The sequence below is a fragment of the Providencia stuartii genome, from assembly GCF_029277985.1.
Taxonomy (GTDB): Bacteria; Pseudomonadota; Gammaproteobacteria; order Enterobacterales; family Enterobacteriaceae; genus Providencia; species Providencia zhejiangensis.
In genome coordinates, this window is record NZ_CP119546.1 from 3,712,512 (window position 1) to 3,731,387 (window position 18,876).

General features: G+C 43.4%; 13 protein-coding genes and 1 other RNA gene. 9 read left to right on the forward strand and 5 right to left on the reverse strand.

Annotated elements, in window-relative coordinates; all coding sequences use genetic code 11:
* Positions 1-21 precede the first annotated feature (21 nt).
* The 3 genes from P2E05_RS16760 to dagF are packed head-to-tail and all read left to right on the forward strand — an operon-like array spanning position 22 to position 2,999.
* Positions 22-1,161: an amidohydrolase/deacetylase family metallohydrolase gene (locus P2E05_RS16760; protein ID WP_154621963.1), complete on the forward strand. Its 1,140-nt coding sequence runs from the start codon at positions 22-24 to the stop codon at positions 1,159-1,161.
* The gene (locus P2E05_RS16765) at positions 1,145-2,257 is read left to right on the forward strand and encodes a DgaE family pyridoxal phosphate-dependent ammonia lyase (RefSeq protein ID WP_154621962.1); all 1,113 of its coding nucleotides are present in this window, start codon (positions 1,145-1,147) and stop codon (positions 2,255-2,257) included. The genes P2E05_RS16760 and P2E05_RS16765 overlap by 17 nt, the downstream gene beginning before the upstream one ends.
* Before the next feature lies 1 nt (position 2,258).
* Positions 2,259-2,999, forward strand: coding sequence for a 2-dehydro-3-deoxy-phosphogluconate aldolase (gene dagF, locus P2E05_RS16770; protein WP_196713619.1), 741 nt, complete (start codon positions 2,259-2,261; stop codon positions 2,997-2,999).
* Positions 3,000-3,220: 221 nt separating this feature from the next.
* Here the strand turns inward: dagF and rnpB are convergent.
* Both rnpB and rsmI read right to left on the reverse strand, forming a co-directional pair.
* Positions 3,221-3,593: RNase P RNA component class A (gene rnpB, locus P2E05_RS16775), an RNA gene on the reverse strand.
* Positions 3,594-3,645: 52 nt separating this feature from the next.
* Entirely contained in the window at positions 3,646-4,518 is an 873-nt protein-coding gene (gene rsmI / locus P2E05_RS16780) for a 16S rRNA (cytidine(1402)-2'-O)-methyltransferase (protein ID WP_154621960.1), read from the reverse strand.
* Between the two features lie 60 nt (positions 4,519-4,578).
* Between rsmI and P2E05_RS16785 the strand changes: the two genes are divergently transcribed.
* From P2E05_RS16785 to dolP, 4 genes are read left to right on the forward strand one after another with little or no spacing between them, the layout of a single operon-like run.
* Positions 4,579-6,327, forward strand: coding sequence for a penicillin-binding protein activator (locus tag P2E05_RS16785; RefSeq protein WP_276122921.1), 1,749 nt, complete (start codon positions 4,579-4,581; stop codon positions 6,325-6,327).
* Positions 6,328-6,375: 48 nt separating this feature from the next.
* Positions 6,376-6,759: a YraN family protein gene (locus tag P2E05_RS16790; protein ID WP_154621958.1), complete on the forward strand. Its 384-nt coding sequence runs from the start codon at positions 6,376-6,378 to the stop codon at positions 6,757-6,759.
* A 20-nt stretch (positions 6,760-6,779) separates the two neighbouring features.
* A complete protein-coding gene (diaA, locus tag P2E05_RS16795; RefSeq protein WP_070928925.1) occupies positions 6,780-7,370 on the forward strand; it encodes a DnaA initiator-associating protein DiaA in 591 nt (196 codons plus the stop codon).
* Positions 7,371-7,379: 9 nt separating this feature from the next.
* A complete protein-coding gene (gene dolP, locus P2E05_RS16800) occupies positions 7,380-7,955 on the forward strand; it encodes a division/outer membrane stress-associated lipid-binding lipoprotein (protein ID WP_154621957.1) in 576 nt (191 codons plus the stop codon).
* Positions 7,956-8,015: 60 nt separating this feature from the next.
* Here dolP and mtgA read toward each other — a convergent pair whose 3' ends face one another.
* From mtgA to arcB, 3 genes are all read right to left on the reverse strand, one after another.
* On the reverse strand, positions 8,016-8,741 hold the full coding sequence (gene mtgA, locus P2E05_RS16805; protein WP_272657273.1) for a monofunctional biosynthetic peptidoglycan transglycosylase: 726 nt from the start codon (positions 8,739-8,741) through the stop codon (positions 8,016-8,018).
* Positions 8,742-8,749: 8 nt separating this feature from the next.
* Positions 8,750-9,400, reverse strand: a complete 651-nt coding sequence (gene elbB / locus P2E05_RS16810) for an isoprenoid biosynthesis glyoxalase ElbB (protein ID WP_154621955.1) — start codon at positions 9,398-9,400, stop codon at positions 8,750-8,752.
* Between the two features lie 233 nt (positions 9,401-9,633).
* Positions 9,634-11,979 carry an aerobic respiration two-component sensor histidine kinase ArcB gene (arcB, locus tag P2E05_RS16815; protein ID WP_163862993.1) on the reverse strand — a complete coding sequence of 782 codons (2,346 nt, stop codon included), beginning with the start codon at positions 11,977-11,979 and terminating at the stop codon, positions 9,634-9,636.
* 958 nt (positions 11,980-12,937) lie between these two features.
* On the opposite strand from arcB, the gene gltB reads away from it, so the two are divergent.
* Together gltB and P2E05_RS16825 are read left to right on the forward strand one after the other, a co-directional pair.
* Complete coding sequence (gltB, locus tag P2E05_RS16820; protein ID WP_269723633.1) at positions 12,938-17,401, forward strand: glutamate synthase large subunit; 4,464 nt, start codon at positions 12,938-12,940, stop codon at positions 17,399-17,401.
* A 10-nt stretch (positions 17,402-17,411) separates the two neighbouring features.
* Positions 17,412-18,827: an FAD-dependent oxidoreductase gene (locus P2E05_RS16825; protein WP_269723632.1), complete on the forward strand. Its 1,416-nt coding sequence runs from the start codon at positions 17,412-17,414 to the stop codon at positions 18,825-18,827.
* Positions 18,828-18,876: the final 49 nt, after the last annotated feature.

The window sequence follows — 18,876 nt, forward strand, 5'->3', positions numbered from 1 at the left end:
TAAATAGCAAAGAAGGTAATTATGTATTCTTTAATCATCAAACAGGGTAAACATATCGATGGAACATTAATCGATATTCTGATTAAAAATGGAAAGATCGAAGCTGCGGGCCCGGCGTTGGCCTGCAACCAACAAGCTGAAAAATGGATTGATCTAAAAGGAAAAACCTATGTCAGCGCAGGGTGGATTGATTCGCACGCTCACTGTTTTGTGGAGTCACCTATTTACTTCGATGACCCCGATTTAGCAGGTGCTGCTGGTGGGGTTACCTCACTGGTTGATGCAGGCAGTGTCGGTGCTGATGATATTGATAAATTTTATCAGCTAACACAAAAAGCCCAGACTAACGTATTTTCCTTATTAAACATTTCACGTATCGGTATTATCGCGCAAAATGAATTATCTGATATGAATAATATCGACGAAACCTGTTTCCAAGAGGCGATAGAACGCCACGAAGGTTTTGTTGTTGGAATGAAAGCACGCATGAGTAAAAGTGTCGTTGGTGACAACGGTATTGCTCCCCTCCTCAAAGCCAAACAGATGCAGAAAAAGCATCGACTGCCATTAATGGTACACATTGGTAATAACCCACCTAATATTGATGAGATTGCAGATTTATTGACGCGTGGGGATATTATTACTCACTGCTTTAATGGTAAGCCGAATCGCATTCTTGATAATGATGGAAATTTAAAACCGTCGATTGCACGTGCACTTGCGCGCGGTGTGATCTTAGATGTCGGTCATGGCGGTGAAAGCTTTAGCTTTAAAGTCGCAGAACAAGCGATGCGTATTGGTACCTATCCAGACATTATTAGCTCTGATATCTATCATCGAAATCGGGTTAATGGTCCAGTTTATAGCCTTGCTTTTGTGATGACCAAATTCCTGTGTATGGGCTTTAGCGCAGAAAAAATATTGCGCTGTGTGACAGAAAAAGCCGCCGATTTATTAGCTCTACCTGCAAAAGGTTATTTAAAGCCTGGCTTTGATGCCGACATCACACTGTTTGATTTAAAAGAAGAAGCCACTGAACTCACGGATGCTGAAGGCGAACGCCGCATCGGTACTCATCGCTTTGTGCCCATTGCCGCGATTATTGGTGGAAAACATATTATTCATGCAGAAGGCGAATCTGAACATGCAATCGATTTATGAGAAGTATCAACTAAAACACGTGATTAACGCCTCTGGCCGCATGACCATTCTTGGCGTTTCAACCCCAACACCAGAGGTGGTTGAACGTGTCGCTTATGGCCTTAATCACTATTTTGAAATTAAAGATTTAGTGAATAAAACTGGCGATTACATTGCGAAATTACTTGATGTTGAAAGTGCCGTTGTGGTTTCTTGTGCTTCCGCGGGGATCGCACAAGCCGTTGCTGCTGTGATTGTACGTGATGACGATGACTTGCTGCTAAATTTACACTCATCCTCTAAGGCTGTTCCACGTGAAATCGTCTTACCCAAAGGTCATAACGTTAATTTTGGTGCCCCCGTCGATACGATGATCACACTCGGTGGCGGCAAAGTGATTGAAGCGGGTTTTGCTAATGAATGTTCGGCAGCTCAACTTTCCGCGAAGATCACGCCACAAACAGCAGCTATTCTGTACATCAAATCCCACCACACAGTGCAAAAAAGTATGCTTAGCGTGAGCGAAGCCGCGGCTGTTGCTCGTCAACATCATGTGCCACTGATCGTTGACGCCGCGGCAGAGGAAGATCTGACCAGCTACTATCAATCAGGCGCTGATTTAGTGATTTACAGTGGCGCTAAAGCGATCGAAGGACCAACCAGCGGCCTCGTTGTGGGTAAAAAAACCTATATCGAATGGGTAAAACGCCAAAGCCAAGGTATTGGCCGCGCAATGAAAGTCGGCAAGGAAGGCATTTTAGGATTAACACTGGCGATAGAACAATACTTAACCGCCACAAAAGAAACTGGCGCTGAAATGGTGAATCGCATGAATGGCTTTATTGAAGAGCTCAATGGGATCCCTGCGATTTCGGCTCGCATCGTATGGGATGCTGCCGGACGTGATATCGCCCGCGCTGAAATTAGCTTTGATGAAAAAATGATGGGTAAAACGACCTATCAAATCATGAGCGAATTAAAACAAGGGGATACTGCAATCTACTTTCGCGAATATAAAGCCAATGAAGGTAAGGTAGAAGCGGATATTCGCAGTGTCAGCAATGATCAACTGAATATCATTGCAGAGCGTATCCGTTTGTTAGTTAAAGGAATTTAACATGAAATTATCACCAAATTTTTACCAAAACCGTGTTTGCCTGAATGTCCTCGCTGGCAGCCATCAAAATGCCAAAGATATCTATCAAGCAGCTGAAACCTTTGTCGTTGTTGGTGTACTATCGAAAAATTACCCTGATTTAGATAGCGCGATTGCGGATATGCGTGTTTACGCAAAAGAGACCGATAATGCGCTATCTGTAGGACTTGGGGCAGGTGACCCTAATCAATCCACCATGGTTTCATTAATTTCTCAGGAAATCCAACCACAGCACGTCAACCAAGTGTTCACAGGTGCACCGATTAGCCGTGCACTGCTTGGACAAAATGAAACGTTTGTCAACGCGTTAGTCTCACCGAGTGGTACTGTTGGTATGGTAAAAATCTCTACTGGCCCACTCAGCTCTCAGGCGCCAGAAGGAATCGTTCCTGTTGAAACCGCCATTATGATGCTGAAAGATATGGGGGCAAGCTCTATCAAGTTCTTTAATATGAAAGGATTAACTTATATTGAAGAATATAAAGCGGTTGCTAAAGCCTGTGCTAAGTTTGATTTTTCACTAGAACCAACAGGTGGCATTGATTTGGAGAATTTTCCACAAATCCTGCAAATCGCCCTCGATGCTGGTGTGAAGAAAATTATTCCGCACATTTACAGTTCAATCATTGATAAAGAAAGCGGCGACACCCGTCCAGACGATGTGCGTAAGTTGCTAGAAATGGTTAAACAAGCCGTTAAGTAACCATTTAAAAAACCGTCAGCAGTGATTCTTTTTTAATAAGTTTGAATAGCACTGACGTTTTTTCTCAGTAACTCACGTTATGGTAAGGCAGCAACTGGATCACTGGAATTTTTGCTCAGTCATTCCAGTTGTGGCAAGGCGGCAAAACGAAGATATCCCTAGGTGCATACAAAGGTATGTCACTAGGGCCAACGCAGCCACGGTTTGAAGTATGATGAAAAAATTGGAGTTGGCCGATAAGCCGGGTTCTGTCTTGGACAACCATTCATCTAGGCCAGCACTTGCGCACTGGCTCCAGCAACCTACCCGAGTTCAATGCGGGCCGCACCATATGAACCCCTATTTGGTCTTGCTCCGGGTGGAGTTTACCGTGCCACGAACTGTTGCCAGTCGCGCGGTGCGCTCTTACCGCACCCTTTCACCCTTACCTGTGCCTGTAAACAGGCCATCGGCGGTTTGCTCTCTGTTGCACTAGTCGTAGGCTTGCGCCTCCCAGACGTTATCTGGCACCCTGCCCTATGGAGCCCGGACTTTCCTCCCCTCTACCCGTCTCCCGAAGGACAACGATAGAGCAGCGGTTGTCTGGCCAACTCCGCTGCGGATTATAGGCACTTTGCCTAGCCTTGTATAGGGGTTTATGCAGTTATCAATCGTTATTAGGTTGTTCAAGCATCAATTTATAAAGGCGATTTTTCTTTAAGCCATAAATTTCAGCAGTAATCGCTGCCGCTTTTTTAGGGGGGAGCTCCTGCTGTAGCAGATTCAACGTACGGATAACATCAGGTGAAATGTCATCGTCATCCGGATTTGCTTTATAGCCTTCGACTATCAGCACCATCTCACCACGATGACGATTTTCATCCTCTTTTACCCAAGCGAATAGCTCCCCGACAGGCCGTCCTTCAATTGACTCCCAAGTCTTTGTGATTTCACGAGCAAGCACCACATGACGCTCGGGTCCCCAAACTTCAATCATGTCTGCTAAACTATCGAGTAAGCGATGTGTTGACTCATAAAAAATTAATGTACGCGTTTCTCGTTCAAGTGCTTTAAGGACATCTTTTCTGCCTTTACTTTTGGCGGGTAGAAATCCCTCATAGCAAAAACGGTCAGAAGGCAAACCCGCGGCACTAAGCGCCGTGATTGCAGCGCATGCACCGGGTAATGGCACAACACGGATCCCCGCTTCACGGCAACGAGTGACTAAATGATAGCCAGGATCGTTAATTAAAGGTGTACCTGCATCGGAAACTAATGCGATACTATCGCCCTGTTGAAGTCTGCTAATTAATTGATCTGCCTTCTGCTGTTCATTATGATCATGCAAGGCGAACATGCGTGCATTAATGGCAAAATTCTGTAACAGTATTCCTGAATGCCGTGTGTCTTCTGCAGCGACAAGGTCAACATGTTTAAGAACATCCAACGCACGTTGCGTGATATCGCCCATATTACCGATAGGGGTGGGCACGATATACAGCGTGGATGCCATAACCACTGCTTGATTAGGTTGATTCATTGTTTCATCCGAATAGCCGGTTTAAAATTAAGCAACTGAAAATACACCACTGGATACAGTATGCGTCCTTCAATTTTTTTGCATGTAAAAAAAGGGTTAATCTGCACAGCAATGCTATCAGCTTTAATGCTGTCAGGCTGTCAGCTTACAGGGGATAACAAAGCACCTATTACCCCAACGACACCGGAACAAATCAGTTCCGAAATAAATCGGTATCAGTCTATCATTGATTCCGCGCAAGGTAAGCCTTCTAGCGATGTTCTGCGTGCTTATATTGGTCAAGAAGCCTTATTGACCGAACAAACAGCCCGCCAAGCCAATATCGATAGCACATGGCAAATGTTAACACAAATGACGCCTGAGCAAATTCAAGGCATTGGCGCTGACGAAATCACCTTAGCAGGCTGGGTCGATTTACTCGATATTTATCTCAATAATCGCGATGATGTTGCAACGCTAAAAGCAGGTGTTGATGATTGGAAAATTCGCTATCCAAATCACCCAGCAGCACAAACACCGCCTAGCCAACTGCTACAATCCATGCAGCCACCTGTCGGTAAAAACCCTAAAATAGCCCTTTTTCTGCCAGTGAGTGGTCAAGGAAAAGTTTTCGGTGAAGCTATCATGAAAGGCTTCATGGATGCACAAAAAGGTTTACCACAAGCGCCGGCTGCAACGTCAAATACAGCACCAACGCCTGAGCAAAGTAGTCATAATGATGTATTAGAGCAAATTTACGCTGAGGTGGCCGCGGCAACAGGTAATGATAATGCAACCAATGATGCTGATATCGTTAACCCGTCTTTGAGTATTGCAGCTACACCAACCAATTCCCAAAGTATCAAAGTATTTGATACCAATGGAAAGCAAATCTCTCAGTTGTTGCAACAAGCCCAAAGTGAAGGCTTTACTTTAGTGGTAGGCCCGTTATTGAAACCTGAAGTACAGGCGATTGCACAAGCAGGTTCGCCGTTAAGTGTCCTAACACTGAATGAGTTAGATGCCGATAAATTGCAGCCCCGCCCCAACCTTTGCTATTTTTCACTGTCTCCTGAAGATGAAGCTAAGAATGCCGCGGCACATATCATGGCGGAGGGTAAACGAGCGCCATTAATTTTAGTGCCGAACAATGCCTTCGGTGAACGTATTGCCAAAGCATTTGCTGAAGAGTGGCAATCAAAAGGGGGGTCTACCGTCCTTAAACAATCTTTTGGTTCTGTGGCCTCGCTGAAAGAGTCGATTAACCGAGGCGCGGGGATTCGTATGACCGGTACACCTGTCGTCGTCAATCCCCCAGTTGCAGCAAAATCGATTGATGGGCAAAACTATCCTGAGCTTTCACAACCAGAGCCTCAAATGAGTTCCTCTAATTCTATCGATGCGGTCTATATTGTTGCTACTCGTGATGAGCTAACCTTGATCAAGCCGATGATTGAAATGGCGATTAGTAGCCGTCAACGCCCAGCCCTATATGCAAGTTCACGCAGTAACCAAGCCGGCAATGGCGCTGATTTTCGTTTCGAAATGGAAGGCTTAAAATTCAGTGATATTCCATTATTAGCTGGTGCAAATAACAATTTACGCAAACAGGCCCAACAAAAGATAAATAATGATTATTCGTTGTTGCGCCTCTATGCGTTAGGTATCGATGCTTGGTCGCTAGCGAATAACTACGATCAACTACAACAAAATGCCCAATTCCGTCTACAAGGTGCATCAGGTACTTTGAGTGTGGGAGAAAACTGTGTTGTTTACCGCGACCTTCCTTGGCTACAGTTCAACCAAGGACAAATCAAATTAGCAAGATAATCTTGCCGTGCAATTAGGATGATTGCCCAACTTTAAGACAAGGACGTCATGCAACCTCTCAAAAAAACATTAAAATGGTTAGCTGGTCGGTACTATGAAAGTCAAGTACAGGCCTTCCTGCAACAACAGGGGTTAACATTTGTTGAGCGAAATGCCAGAAATCGCCATGGTGAAATCGACCTAATTATGCGCGATGATACTGGTTGGGTATTTGTTGAAGTACGTTTTCGTCAAGACAAACGATATGGTGGCGCACTCTTATCAATCGATAGATGCAAACGCAGGAAACTGATTGCTGCTGCTAAATATTGGCTTGCCGAAAAACAAGAAAGCTTCGAAACTACTGCATGTCGTTTTGATATCTGTGCGATTACTGATCGTCAGTTTGAATGGATACAGAATGCCTTTAACGATAGTGAACATGTTGGTTAATTTCACAGGAAAATAAGCAAGTGCTGGATAGAATTAAAGTCTGTTTTACAGAAAGTATTCAAACTCAGATAGCAGCAGCAGAAGCGCTGCCCGATGCTATATCACGCGCAGCAATGATGATGGTTCAATCACTGCTAAACGGTAACAAAATTTTATGTTGTGGAAATGGGGCTTCTGCCGCAACAGCGCAACGCTTTGCGACTAGCATGATCCACCGATTTGAAACTGAGCGTCCAAGCCTACCCGCACTCGCTCTCAATACAGATAATGCAGTGTTAACGGCCATTTCCGGTAGCAAACAACCCACTGAAATCTATGCTAAACAGGTGAGAGCACTCGGTCAGCATGGTGATGTTTTAATGGCTATCTCAACACATGGTAATAGCAGTGATATTATCAAAGCCGTTGAAGCTGCTGTCACTCGTGATATGACAATTGTTGCTCTGACAGGTTATGATGGCGGCGAACTTGCGGGTCTCTTGGGACCACAAGATGTTGAAATACGTATACCATCACAACGTAGTGTCAGAATCCAAGAGGTTCATCTTCTTACGGTGAATTGTCTTTGTGATCTCATCGATAATACACTTTTCCCTCATCAGGATGATTAAGGAGCAAAAATGCGATTACTCCCAATAGTAGCCATTATTCTTAGTATGACAATGCTACAAGGCTGTATCGGCGCTGCCGTTGTCGGTTCTGCTGCAGTTGCGACAAAAAGCGCAACTGACCCACGTTCTGTCGGCCAACAAGTTGATGATGGTACGTTAGAAGCGCGCGTCAGCGGCCAATTGAATAAAGATAAAGACATAACAGGCAAAGCTCGCATTATTGCGACCGCTTATAAAGGAAATGTTTTGCTGACAGGTCAAAGCCCTGATTTATCTTGGGCTGAGCGAGCAAAACAAATAGCAGCAAATGTTGAAGGAACTAACGCTGTCTATAATGAAGTTCGTCAAGGTGAACCTGTTGATTTAGGCACCGCGTCAAAAGATACTTGGCTGACAACGAAAGTGAAATCAAAGATCCTCACCAGTGATGCTGTGAAGTCATCCAGCGTGAAAGTGATTACTGAAAATGGTGAAGTCTTCTTATTGGGTATTTTAACCAAACAAGAAGGGGATGCTGCGGCAAAAATCGCCAGTGAAACAGAAGGTGTTCGTCGTGTCACGACCGCTTTCACCTATCTCAATTAATCATAAACAATAATATATTGTTATAAAAAGAAAAGTCATGAATGAAAATTCATGACTTTTTTATTCGTCAGGACCGATGGTATTATTTTTCAGATAATTCCTACCCCCAAGAAGGTACATCTGATTCAAGATCCAAGCCTGTCTCTTTAACACATATGAAGAGGGTGATTTTACCTTAAACCTGTGAGGATTCGGCAAAACAGCCACTAATAGTGCAGCTTCTTCCATAGTTAGTTGATTTGCTGACTTTTTAAAGAATTTTTTTGATGCCTCTTCAACCCCAAAAACCCCCTCATCAAACTCAACTATGTTTAAATAAACAGTCAATATTCTTGTTTTTGACCACATAAGCTCCATAATAGGAGTCATCAATGTTTCAAGGCCTTTTCTTATCCAGCTTCTTCCATCCCATAACCACAAGTTTTTTACTGTCTGTTGAGAGATAGTTGAAGCCCCTCGAATTGTGTTTTTTTTACTCATATTATGCTTATAAGCCTTCTCTATAGCTTCAAGATCAAAACCCCAGTGATGAGGAAAATTTTGATCTTCTGCTGCTATAACAGCCAAATATAAGTAAGGAGAAATGTGATTTTCATCAACCCATTCCGAACGAGAAACATAAGAAAAATTTAAGTTTATCCATGCGGATAATTGCCTTTCTACCATGACAGCAGAAAATGGCACTGGCACGAATTTAAACGCAATCACAGTCAAAAACCAAACCGCGACTAGCGAAAGCAAAACTTTCCGTAACCAGCGCCATAATCGAGAAATTATCATGCTCATCGAGTCAATTATGCCATTTCTAATACTTTCTCAACGAGCTTATTAATACCGACTTCAGCCTCGGAGATTGATTGAGCCAGCATATAAGCGGGAGTCGTAACAACTTTATTAGCATGATCGACTACAATATTATCCACTGTGCAGGTAATGTGTTTACCCCCCATCTTTTCGATCTGAGCAATCGTTTCCTTATCATTACCAATTGTTAATTCAACTGAAGTATTGAGGAGCTTAGGAAGCATGACCGGTGCTATGCACATCAGACCTAGAGGCTTTTTCTGCTGGTACATTTGTTGGACTAAACTTAATAGTTCTTTATTAATTTCACAGTCACTTCCTTTAACCGCAAAATCACATAAATTCTTTGCCGCACCAAAACCACCAGGAATTATGAGGGCATCCAGCTTATTTGCGTCAGCAGAGGATAAAGGCGCTATTTTCCCACGAGAAATACGTGCAGCTTCCTCCATTTGATTACGATTATCCTTTTTCAATTCACCAGTAATGTGATTTATTACAGTAGGTTGAGATTCATTTGGTGCAAAAAAATGAACTTCAGCATTTTTTTTACTCAAAGCAAGCATAGTTAACACTGACTCATGAATCTCGCTTCCATCAAAAACACCGCATCCACTTAAAATAACCGCAATTGATTTCATATCTTGCTCCATTTGTAGTAAATTATCACTGAACCGCGAAAAGGGAATAAACATCAATCTTCATCACAGATTTTAATGAATCTTGTAACAAAATCGCTAATATTTGGTATCTTGGTATTATTCCCTTGAGCAGTAATCAAATTTTAAAGGTCTGCCCAAAAAGAAAACCATAGGTAGATCAACGATTTCCCTGGTGTTGGCGCAGTATTCGCGCACCCCAACTTCGGTTGGGGTTATTTTTTTGTACGTCTATCAACGTAGTTTCTTAAAGTTTCTATATCCGACTTCCAATCTTGCTTTAATTCATCAACCCACTCTTGTACATTATCCCACCAAGCAGGAAGTTCAGGTGATTGGATCTGCTGGGCGATGTTTTGTAGGTTCTTCAATCCGACAGAACCGGCTGCCCCTTTAATTTTATGCGCCTCTTCAACGATACCTTTCTGATCTTTAGCCACCATATTGGAATCTAAAATAGCCAAATATCCCGGTATCATTTTTTCAAAGACTTCAAGGCCATCGTAAATGACCTTCGGACCGATCAACGACAAGTATTGTTCTAGCATTTCGCAATCGAGTACTGACTCATCGGTATCGCTAGAAACGCTTTGTACGCCATCCTGAGGCGTTTCGTTGGTATTCTCACCCCAGTATTGCTCTATGACCTGTTTAAGGGCGGATACCGCTAGTGGTTTACTTAAAACGCCATCCATTCCTGCGTCGAAATACTCTTTCTTATCTTTTAGAACATTTGCAGTCAGTGCAATGAGCGGAGGAAGTTCGTCTTTGCGATAACGCTGGTTTAATTGTTGTGCGATATCAATTCCAGTCATATCAGGGAGCTGAATATCCAGCAACACTAAATCGTATTCACCAGGGGTGAACATCGCTAACGCCTCTTTGCCATTCATTGCGACATCAACGGTGTTACCCAATTTTTCTAGCACAGAGCACGCCACAACCACATTGAGTTCAATATCTTCCACCAGCAAAATATGCAAGGCTGGTAATGGATAGTCATCATCACTTTCTTGAGAATCGATAACTTCTTCTTCAACAACAGGGGCAACGATCGAAAGCGTAAAGGTTGAACCTTTGCCTATTTCACTTTCAACCTGAATATCTCCCCCCATGTTTTGGGCTAAACGACGCGATACCGATAAACCGATGCCAGTTCCTGTTGCAGGTTTACCACCAGCGCTATCGGTCACTTGATAATACATCGCAAAAATTTTATCGAGTTCGTCTTTCGGAATACCAATACCACTGTCTTGCACACTGAAAAACAGTTTGTCTTCTCCTTCTCGCCAGATGCTTAATTTAACCTCACCTTGCTGCGTGAATTTGACGGCGTTGCCAATTAAATTCCATAGAATTTGACGAAGTCGTGTGCCATCTGTCAGCACTGTCTCTGGTAGGCCTGTCGCAACATCCATCACAAATCTCAAGCCTTTCGGTTGCACTAACAAGCCACTAAGGTTTTCTAAATCATTAACAAATTGCGGTAATACGACAGGCTGGTTATCCAGTTGTACCTTACGACGCTCAATTTTATCCATTTCAATCACATCATTGAAAATATTCCCCAATGTGACTGCACTGACATGAATCGTTTTTAGGTAATTCATTTGTTCGGCTGTTAGGTCGGTATCTAATAGAATACGACTCAGCCCAACAATACCATTAAGTGGTGTACGTAATTCATGGCTGATTGTAGAAATAAACGTTGTTTTATCCCTACTTGCGTTCTCTAAAGCCTCTTGATAACGCTTACGTTCCGTAATATCTCGACCAAAGCCCATCAAACCGTGTCGTTTACCCACTCTGTCATAGAAAGGAACTTTACGTAGCTCGAAACACGCTTTTCTACCATCAGGATAAACAAGCCATTGTTCATAGGTAAGCGAGACATTGTGACGGAAAACCTTTTCATCGGTTTCCATAACTTTTGAGGCGATTTCAATATCATAGATATCCATCGGCGTTAAACCAACGAGGTGTTTTTCACTCTTACCTGTGAGTAACTCCATGGCTCGGTTACACCCTGAAAACTCGTTATTCTCATTGCGGTAATAAACCAAGTCAGGTGAGGCATCAAGGAATGAGCGTAACAGCACAGATTGCTGTTCAAGCTCAATTTGAGTTTGCTCGCGATGCTTCATTTCTTGTTTTAATTGCTCAAGCAACTCAAGGTGGGCTCTTTCTGCCCTTTCACGCTCAATAATTTCCTGATTTAGCTGCTCAATATTGCCTTGTAATTGACTATTTAGTTCTGCATCACGCTTACGCATCACCTCCAACTTATCAACCATGCGAGAGAGGCGTTGTCGTGACTCTTCCAGCTGTTCAACAACAACAGATAAAAAATAAACAGCCAGAGGCGTAATAATTAAGCCAAAGAAAATAGAACCGACGAGATCGAGACTATCGACCTGCCCACGTAACACAATAGTTACTGCCATTTGCATTATCATCGCCAGAACGACTAACGCAGATGCAAGCAGGAGAGAAAACCTAACTAGCCCTAGCTTCATCATGAGATCGACATAATATTGCGCAAGACCGCGAAGTACTTTCATAACCACCCCTTAATATGATACTCACTGAATCATATATCAAATGAGGCACATTCGATTCATTGTTGGTAAAAAATGTCGATCCGGCTCATTAATCTTAAGTGTTTTTATCGACACGATATTTCACCGTACTCGGTGAAATCTTTATGGTCATCGCTTTATTATTACCAAATAAAATAATGTAATATTTAATATAATCAAGCCAAAATAGCACTAAAAATGAAAAATAAACTTTATTTTTCAAAACCATAAGTATTTATGATGATTTCCCGTTATCTTATTAATTTTATAAAACGACAAAAAACAGAGCAAAAAACCAGATAAATTTAAAAATTAAAAACATATCATTACCTAATAAGTAAAACCCGATAGAGTTGCGACCAAAAAGCGCACTTATTAGTGATGTATATCACAGCATTTACAAAAACAAGACCTGCGTCACAAAAGCATTTTTGGTAACTTTTTTCTTCTTAATCAATTAAATAACATTATTTTATATCGCAAATAATGTTATTTACGCGCTATTTGACCTAGAAAAAGAATCTCGCTAATTTAAAACCTTACCGTGTCCGCCCTCTCATCTGATGACGTATACATAACGATTACCCTCATACACTGTTTATTTTTATTAATAATGAAAACAGCGAATTACTGACGCTGTCATTTGGTGTGCGCAGAAGATTAGCCACTAAAAATAATGAATAAATAATAAATGAGTAAATTAAAAACAATGAGTTCGTTCTACTTATAGAAACTAACCATTTGAATTTATTAGATTTGTAATGATTGAGCAAAGAAGTACGCTAAAACAGTTGTAGTTATGGTCGTTACAGGACTCTTCTTCCCTGTATTTCACACTACAACTCGGCGATAGGAGAATGAATCCTTAGACACAGTTCAAGCTGACTAGGGAGCAAAACGCAGGTAACAACGTTGTAGTACGAAAGACGACGGAGAATCTATGCTGTACGATAAAAGATTAGAAAAAGACAATTGTGGCTTCGGCCTTATCGCTCATATTGAAGGTGAGCCTAGCCATAAAATCGTCAGAACAGCAATCCACGCACTTGCAAGAATGCAGCATCGTGGAGCGATCCTTGCCGACGGTAAAACGGGCGATGGATGTGGATTGCTATTGCAAAAACCCGACCGTTTTTTTCATTTAGTTGCACAGGATCAGGGTTGGCGCTTAGCACGCAATTATGCTGTTGGTATGATCTTTTTAAGTCAAGATGACGCGATTGCCGCTGACTGCCGGCGTATTGTTGAAGAAGAGATCTTAGATGAAACTCTAGCGATTGTTGGCTGGCGTGAAGTACCTATTAACCGTGAAATTCTCGGTAGTATTGCCCTCGCAAGTCTCCCTAAGATTGAACAACTCTTTATCAATGCGCCCGCAGGCTGGCGCCCTCGAGATCTCGAAAGACGTTTATTCATCGCCCGTCGTCGTATCGAAAAACGTATTACCGATAGTGATTTTTACATCTGTAGCCTCTCTAACCTTGTGACGGTTTATAAAGGGCTATGTATGGCCACCGATTTACCACGCTTTTTCCCTGATCTTGCTGATTTACGCATGGAATCCGCTATTTGCCTGTTCCATCAGCGTTTTTCAACCAATACGATACCACGCTGGCCATTAGCGCAACCATTCCGCTTTTTAGCTCATAATGGTGAAATAAATACGATCACGGGTAACCGCCAGTGGGCTAGAGCACGTTCATATAAATTTCGAACTCCCCTTATCCCTGATTTGCAGTCAGCGGCACCTTTTGTTAATGAAACAGGATCCGATTCTAGCTCCCTAGATAATATGCTGGAGTTGTTACTCAATGGTGGGATGGATTTGATTCGGGCGATTCGTTTACTAGTACCTCCGGCTTGGCAAAATAATCCTGATATGGATGAAGACCTCAAAGCCTTCTTTGATTTTAACTCCATGCATATGGAACCTTGGGATGGCCCAGCAGGACTCGTCATGTCCGATGGGCGCTACGCTGCCTGTAATCTTGATAGAAATGGCTTACGTCCAGCACGCTACGTTATTACTAAAGATAAATTGATCACCTGTGCATCGGAAGTCGGTATTTGGGATTACCAACCCGATGAAGTCGTTGAAAAAGGGCGTGTTGGCCCCGGTGAATTAATGCTTATCGATACTCAAGAAGGCCGCATCTTACAGAGTGCAGAGACCGATAACGACTTAAAAAGCCGCCACCCCTATAAGCAATGGCTTGAAAAAAATGTGATTCGCTTAATTCCTTTTGAAGCGATGGAGCAACAACAAGATACCGTTGGTCAGCGCTCAATGGATAATCAAACGCTGGCAACCTATCAAAAGCAATTTGCCTATACGAGCGAAGAATTAGAACAAGTTATTCGTGTGCTTGGTGAAAATGGTCAAGAAGCGACGGGTTCAATGGGGGATGATACTCCATTTGCGGTATTGTCACAGCGACCACGTATTCTCTATGACTATTTCCGTCAAATGTTTGCACAGGTCACAAACCCACCGATTGATCCGCTGAGGGAAGCTCACGTCATGTCACTCGCCACCTGTATTGGGCGAGAAATGAATGTATTTTGCGAAGCTGAAGGGCAGGCTCATCGATTGAGTTTCAAGTCACCTATTTTGCTCTACTCTGATTTCCAACAGTTATGTCAACAAGATAGCCGCTATTATCAAACACAGACTATCGACATGACTTACGCATCGTCAACCCACTCATTAAAACAAGCTATTGAAAATCTTTGCCAAGAAGCCCAACAAAAAATTCTCGACGGTGCTGTTTTACTCGTACTTTCTGATCGAAATATTTCTCCGGAGCGCCTCCCTATTCCTGCCGCGATGGCAGTCGGTGCGGTCCAACGCTGCTTAGTCGAAAATAATTTACGATGTGATGCTAACTTAATCATTGAAACAGCAAGTGCCAGAGATCCACATCACTTTGCCGTTTTGTTAGGTTTTGGCGCGACAGCGATTTATCCTTATTTAGCCTACGAGTCGCTGGCTGCTATGTCTGAAAGCCAACTTTTTGATAAACCACTTGGCAAAGTGTTATTGAATTATCGTAACGGCATCAATAAAGGGTTATATAAAATTATGTCGAAAATGGGTATTTCGACAATCGCCTCATACCGTTGCGCGAAATTATTTGAAGCTGTGGGCTTACATGAAGAAGTGACTCAACTGTGTTTCGAGGGTGTCGTTAGCCGCGTCAGCGGGGCTAATTTTAGTGACTTTGAGTTAGATCTATTTAATTTATCTCGTAAAGCATGGTTACCCCGTCTACCGATAGAACAAGGTGGCTTGCTCAAATATATGCATAATGGGGAATATCATGCCTACAACCCAGATGTTGTCAAAACCCTGCAAAATGCAGTGCACAGCGGCAATTATGATGATTACCAAAAATATGCTCAGCTCGTGAACAATCGCCCTACGGCGACGTTTCGTGATTTGTTAGCATTAAAATTGACAAATAAAGCCATTTCCTTAGCCGATGTTGAACCTGAAGAAGCACTATTTTCTCGCTTTGATACTGCCGCCATGTCGATCGGTGCATTGAGCCCAGAAGCCCATGAAGCCCTCGCGATTGCGATGAATACATTGGGCGGTTTTTCAAACTCTGGCGAAGGAGGTGAAGATCCTGCGCGTTATGGCACACAAAAACGTTCTCGAATAAAACAAGTTGCCTCAGGACGTTTCGGTGTAACGCCTGCGTATTTGGTCAATGCTGATGTTATCCAGATCAAGGTCGCTCAAGGGGCTAAGCCGGGTGAAGGCGGCCAGCTCCCCGGAGATAAAGTCACGCCATATATCGCACGTTTACGCTATTCCGTGCCGGGCGTTACACTGATCTCCCCACCACCACATCACGATATTTATTCGATTGAAGATTTGGCACAACTGATTTTTGACCTTAAACAAGTTAACCCACATGCTTTGATTTCCGTTAAATTGGTTTCAGAACCCGGTGTTGGTACTATCGCAACCGGTGTTGCAAAAGCCTATGCCGATTTAATTACCATTGCGGGATATGATGGAGGCACAGGTGCTAGCCCTATTAGCTCAGTGAAGTACGCGGGATGCCCATGGGAATTAGGCCTTGTTGAAACTCAACAAGCACTTGTCGCCAATGGTTTGCGCCATAAAATTCGTTTACAAACGGACGGCGGTCTCAAAACAGGCCTAGACATCATCAAAGCGGCAATACTAGGTGCTGAAAGCTTTGGCTTTGGTACCGGCCCAATGGTTGCCCTTGGGTGCAAATATCTACGCATATGCCATCTCAATAACTGTGCAACGGGTGTTGCAACACAAGATGAAACATTAAGACAACATCATTACCATGGTTTACCAGAACGTGTTATCAATTACTTTCGATTTATTGCCAGAGAAACGCGTGAACTGATGGCGGCATTAGGCGTCACTAAACTCACCGATCTCATTGGTCGTACCGATTTACTCGAGATTATTGAAGGAACGACCGCTAAACAAAACCGAGTTAATCTGCAAAGTTTGTTAGAAACGAGCGAACCGCAGCCAGAGAAAGCCGTTTTTTGTACAGAAACTAATCCTCCATTTGATGAAGGCTTACTGAATCAACGCATTTTACAAGATGCAGAACCTTATTTGGCTCAGAAGCAATCGAAAACCTTTTTCTATGACATCATGAATACCGACCGTTCAATTGGTGCCGCCTTGTCTGGTGAAATTGCTCGTCGCTTCGGTGATCAAGGCTTCGCAGCCACACCATTACAGCTCTATTTTACAGGAACGGCTGGGCAAAGCTTTGGTGTCTGGAATGCAGGTGGAGTGGAATTAATTTTAACGGGTGATGCCAATGACTATGTTGGTAAAGGGATGACAGGAGGCGTTATCGCTATCCGTCCACCAGTGGGCTCTTCATTTGCGACCCATAAAACCACTATTGCTGGTAACACCTGTTTATATGGTGCAACAGGCGGTAAACTCTATGCAGCAGGCCTTGCGGGTGAGCGTTTCGCGGTCCGTAACTCAGGCGCAACGGCGATTATTGAGGGAATTGGTGATAATGGCTGCGAATATATGACAGGTGGGATAGTGTGTGTCCTTGGCAGTACGGGGATCAACTTTGGTGCAGGTATGACGGGGGGCTTTGCTTATGTGCTTGATGAAGAATCTCACTTCTCACGCCGGGTCAACAATGAGATGGTGGAACTACTGTCAGTCAATGATTACCCAATTCACGCTGAACATCTGCGTGGATTAATTACTGAACATGTCCGTTTGACGCAATCAGCGCGCGGTGAAGCCATTCTCGCGGATTGGGAAAATTGGGTTTGCCACTTTACTTTGGTCAAACCCAAATCAAGCGATATCAATGCACTCTTAGGCCACCGTAGCCGTTCTGCGGCTGAATTACGCGTCCAAGCACAGTAAGGAGAGAAAAATGAGCCAGAATGTTTATCAATTTATCGACTTACAACGTGTTGATCCGCCTAAAAAAACGTTAAATGTACGTAAAATTGAATTTGTAGAAATCTACGAGCCTTTTAGCGCGATCCAAGCTCAGACACAGGCAGATCGATGCCTTTCATGCGGTAATCCTTACTGTGAATGGAAATGTCCGGTGCATAACTATATCCCCAATTGGCTCAAGCTTGCCAATGAAGGACGTATTATCGAGGCCGCAGAGCTATCTCATCAAACCAATAGTTTGCCTGAGGTTTGTGGTAGAGTGTGCCCTCAAGATCGTTTATGTGAAGGTGCCTGTACCTTAAATGATGACTTTGGCGCTGTCACTATCGGTAATATTGAGCGTTATATTAACGATACCGCCTTTGCAATGGGCTGGCGTCCTGACCTTTCTCATGTTGTCCCTGTGAATAAACGCGTTGCTATTATTGGAGCTGGACCTGCTGGTCTAGCCTGTGCCGATGTGTTAGCTCGCAATGGCGTACAAGCGACCGTGTACGATCGCCATCCTGAAATTGGTGGGTTACTGACCTTCGGTATTCCGGCTTTCAAACTCGAAAAAGAAATTATGACCCGCCGTCGAGAGATCTTTACCTCAATGGGGATTGAATTCAAACTCAATACCGAGATTGGTAAAGACCTGCCATTAAATCATTTACTTGCTGAATATGACGCCGTATTCATTGGTACAGGAACTTATCAGTCCACCAAAGGACAACTCGCCAATGAGAATGCAAAGGGAGTGTATGATGCTTTACCTTACCTTATTGCCAACACTCGCCAATTAATGGGCTTTGAAAACCCAGCCGATGCACCTTATGTCAACCTTAAAAACAAACAGGTTGTCGTCCTCGGTGGCGGTGATACCGCAATGGATTGTGTGCGTACCGCTATTCGACAAGGCGCGAAAAAGGTGATTTGTACTTATCGTCGCGATGAAGCAAGTATGCCTGGTTCACCACGAGAAGTGAAAAATGCTCGAGAAGAAGGGGCTGAATTTTTATTCAATTTACAACCGGTGAGTATTGAAGTCGATCAGAAAGGCAATGTGTGTGGAGTCAAAGTAGTCAGAACACAGATGAGTGAGGCTAGAAATGGACGCGCTCAAGCAGAGGTTATAGAGGGTTCTGAACACTTATTACAAGCGGATGCGGTGATCACGGCATTCGGCTTCCGCCCACATGCCATGCCTTGGCTAGCAGAGCATAATGTGCAGCTAGACGCTCAGGGGCGGATCATTGCAAGCAGTGATGAGCTGTTAGCTTACCAAACATCAAACCCCAAAATTTTTGCTGGGGGAGATATTGTTCGCGGTTCTGATTTAGTGGTGACGGCAATTGCTGAAGGGCGCAAAGCGGCAGATGGTATCTTATGCTTTATGGGCGTTTAATCAGCGAACAGATCGCAAAATAAAAACAGAGGGGAAACCCTCTGTTTTT

Bases quoted from the DNA above. Each gene is read 5' to 3' on its own strand.
- mtgA (WP_272657273.1), bottom strand. From the start codon at position 8,741: ATGAGCATGATAATTTCTCGATTATGGCGCTGGTTACGGAAAGTTTTG.
- P2E05_RS16760 (WP_154621963.1), top strand. From the start codon at position 22: ATGTATTCTTTAATCATCAAACAGGGTAAACATATCGATGGAACATTA.
- P2E05_RS16790 (WP_154621958.1), top strand. From the start codon at position 6,376: ATGCAACCTCTCAAAAAAACATTAAAATGGTTAGCTGGTCGGTACTAT.
- arcB (WP_163862993.1), bottom strand. From the start codon at position 11,979: ATGAAAGTACTTCGCGGTCTTGCGCAATATTATGTCGATCTCATGATG.
- P2E05_RS16825 (WP_269723632.1), top strand. From the start codon at position 17,412: ATGAGCCAGAATGTTTATCAATTTATCGACTTACAACGTGTTGATCCG.
- elbB (WP_154621955.1), bottom strand. From the start codon at position 9,400: ATGAAATCAATTGCGGTTATTTTAAGTGGATGCGGTGTTTTTGATGGA.
- dagF (WP_196713619.1), top strand. From the start codon at position 2,259: ATGAAATTATCACCAAATTTTTACCAAAACCGTGTTTGCCTGAATGTC.
- P2E05_RS16785 (WP_276122921.1), top strand. From the start codon at position 4,579: ATGCGTCCTTCAATTTTTTTGCATGTAAAAAAAGGGTTAATCTGCACA.
- rsmI (WP_154621960.1), bottom strand. From the start codon at position 4,518: ATGAATCAACCTAATCAAGCAGTGGTTATGGCATCCACGCTGTATATC.
- dolP (WP_154621957.1), top strand. From the start codon at position 7,380: ATGCGATTACTCCCAATAGTAGCCATTATTCTTAGTATGACAATGCTA.
- gltB (WP_269723633.1), top strand. From the start codon at position 12,938: ATGCTGTACGATAAAAGATTAGAAAAAGACAATTGTGGCTTCGGCCTT.
- P2E05_RS16765 (WP_154621962.1), top strand. From the start codon at position 1,145: ATGCAATCGATTTATGAGAAGTATCAACTAAAACACGTGATTAACGCC.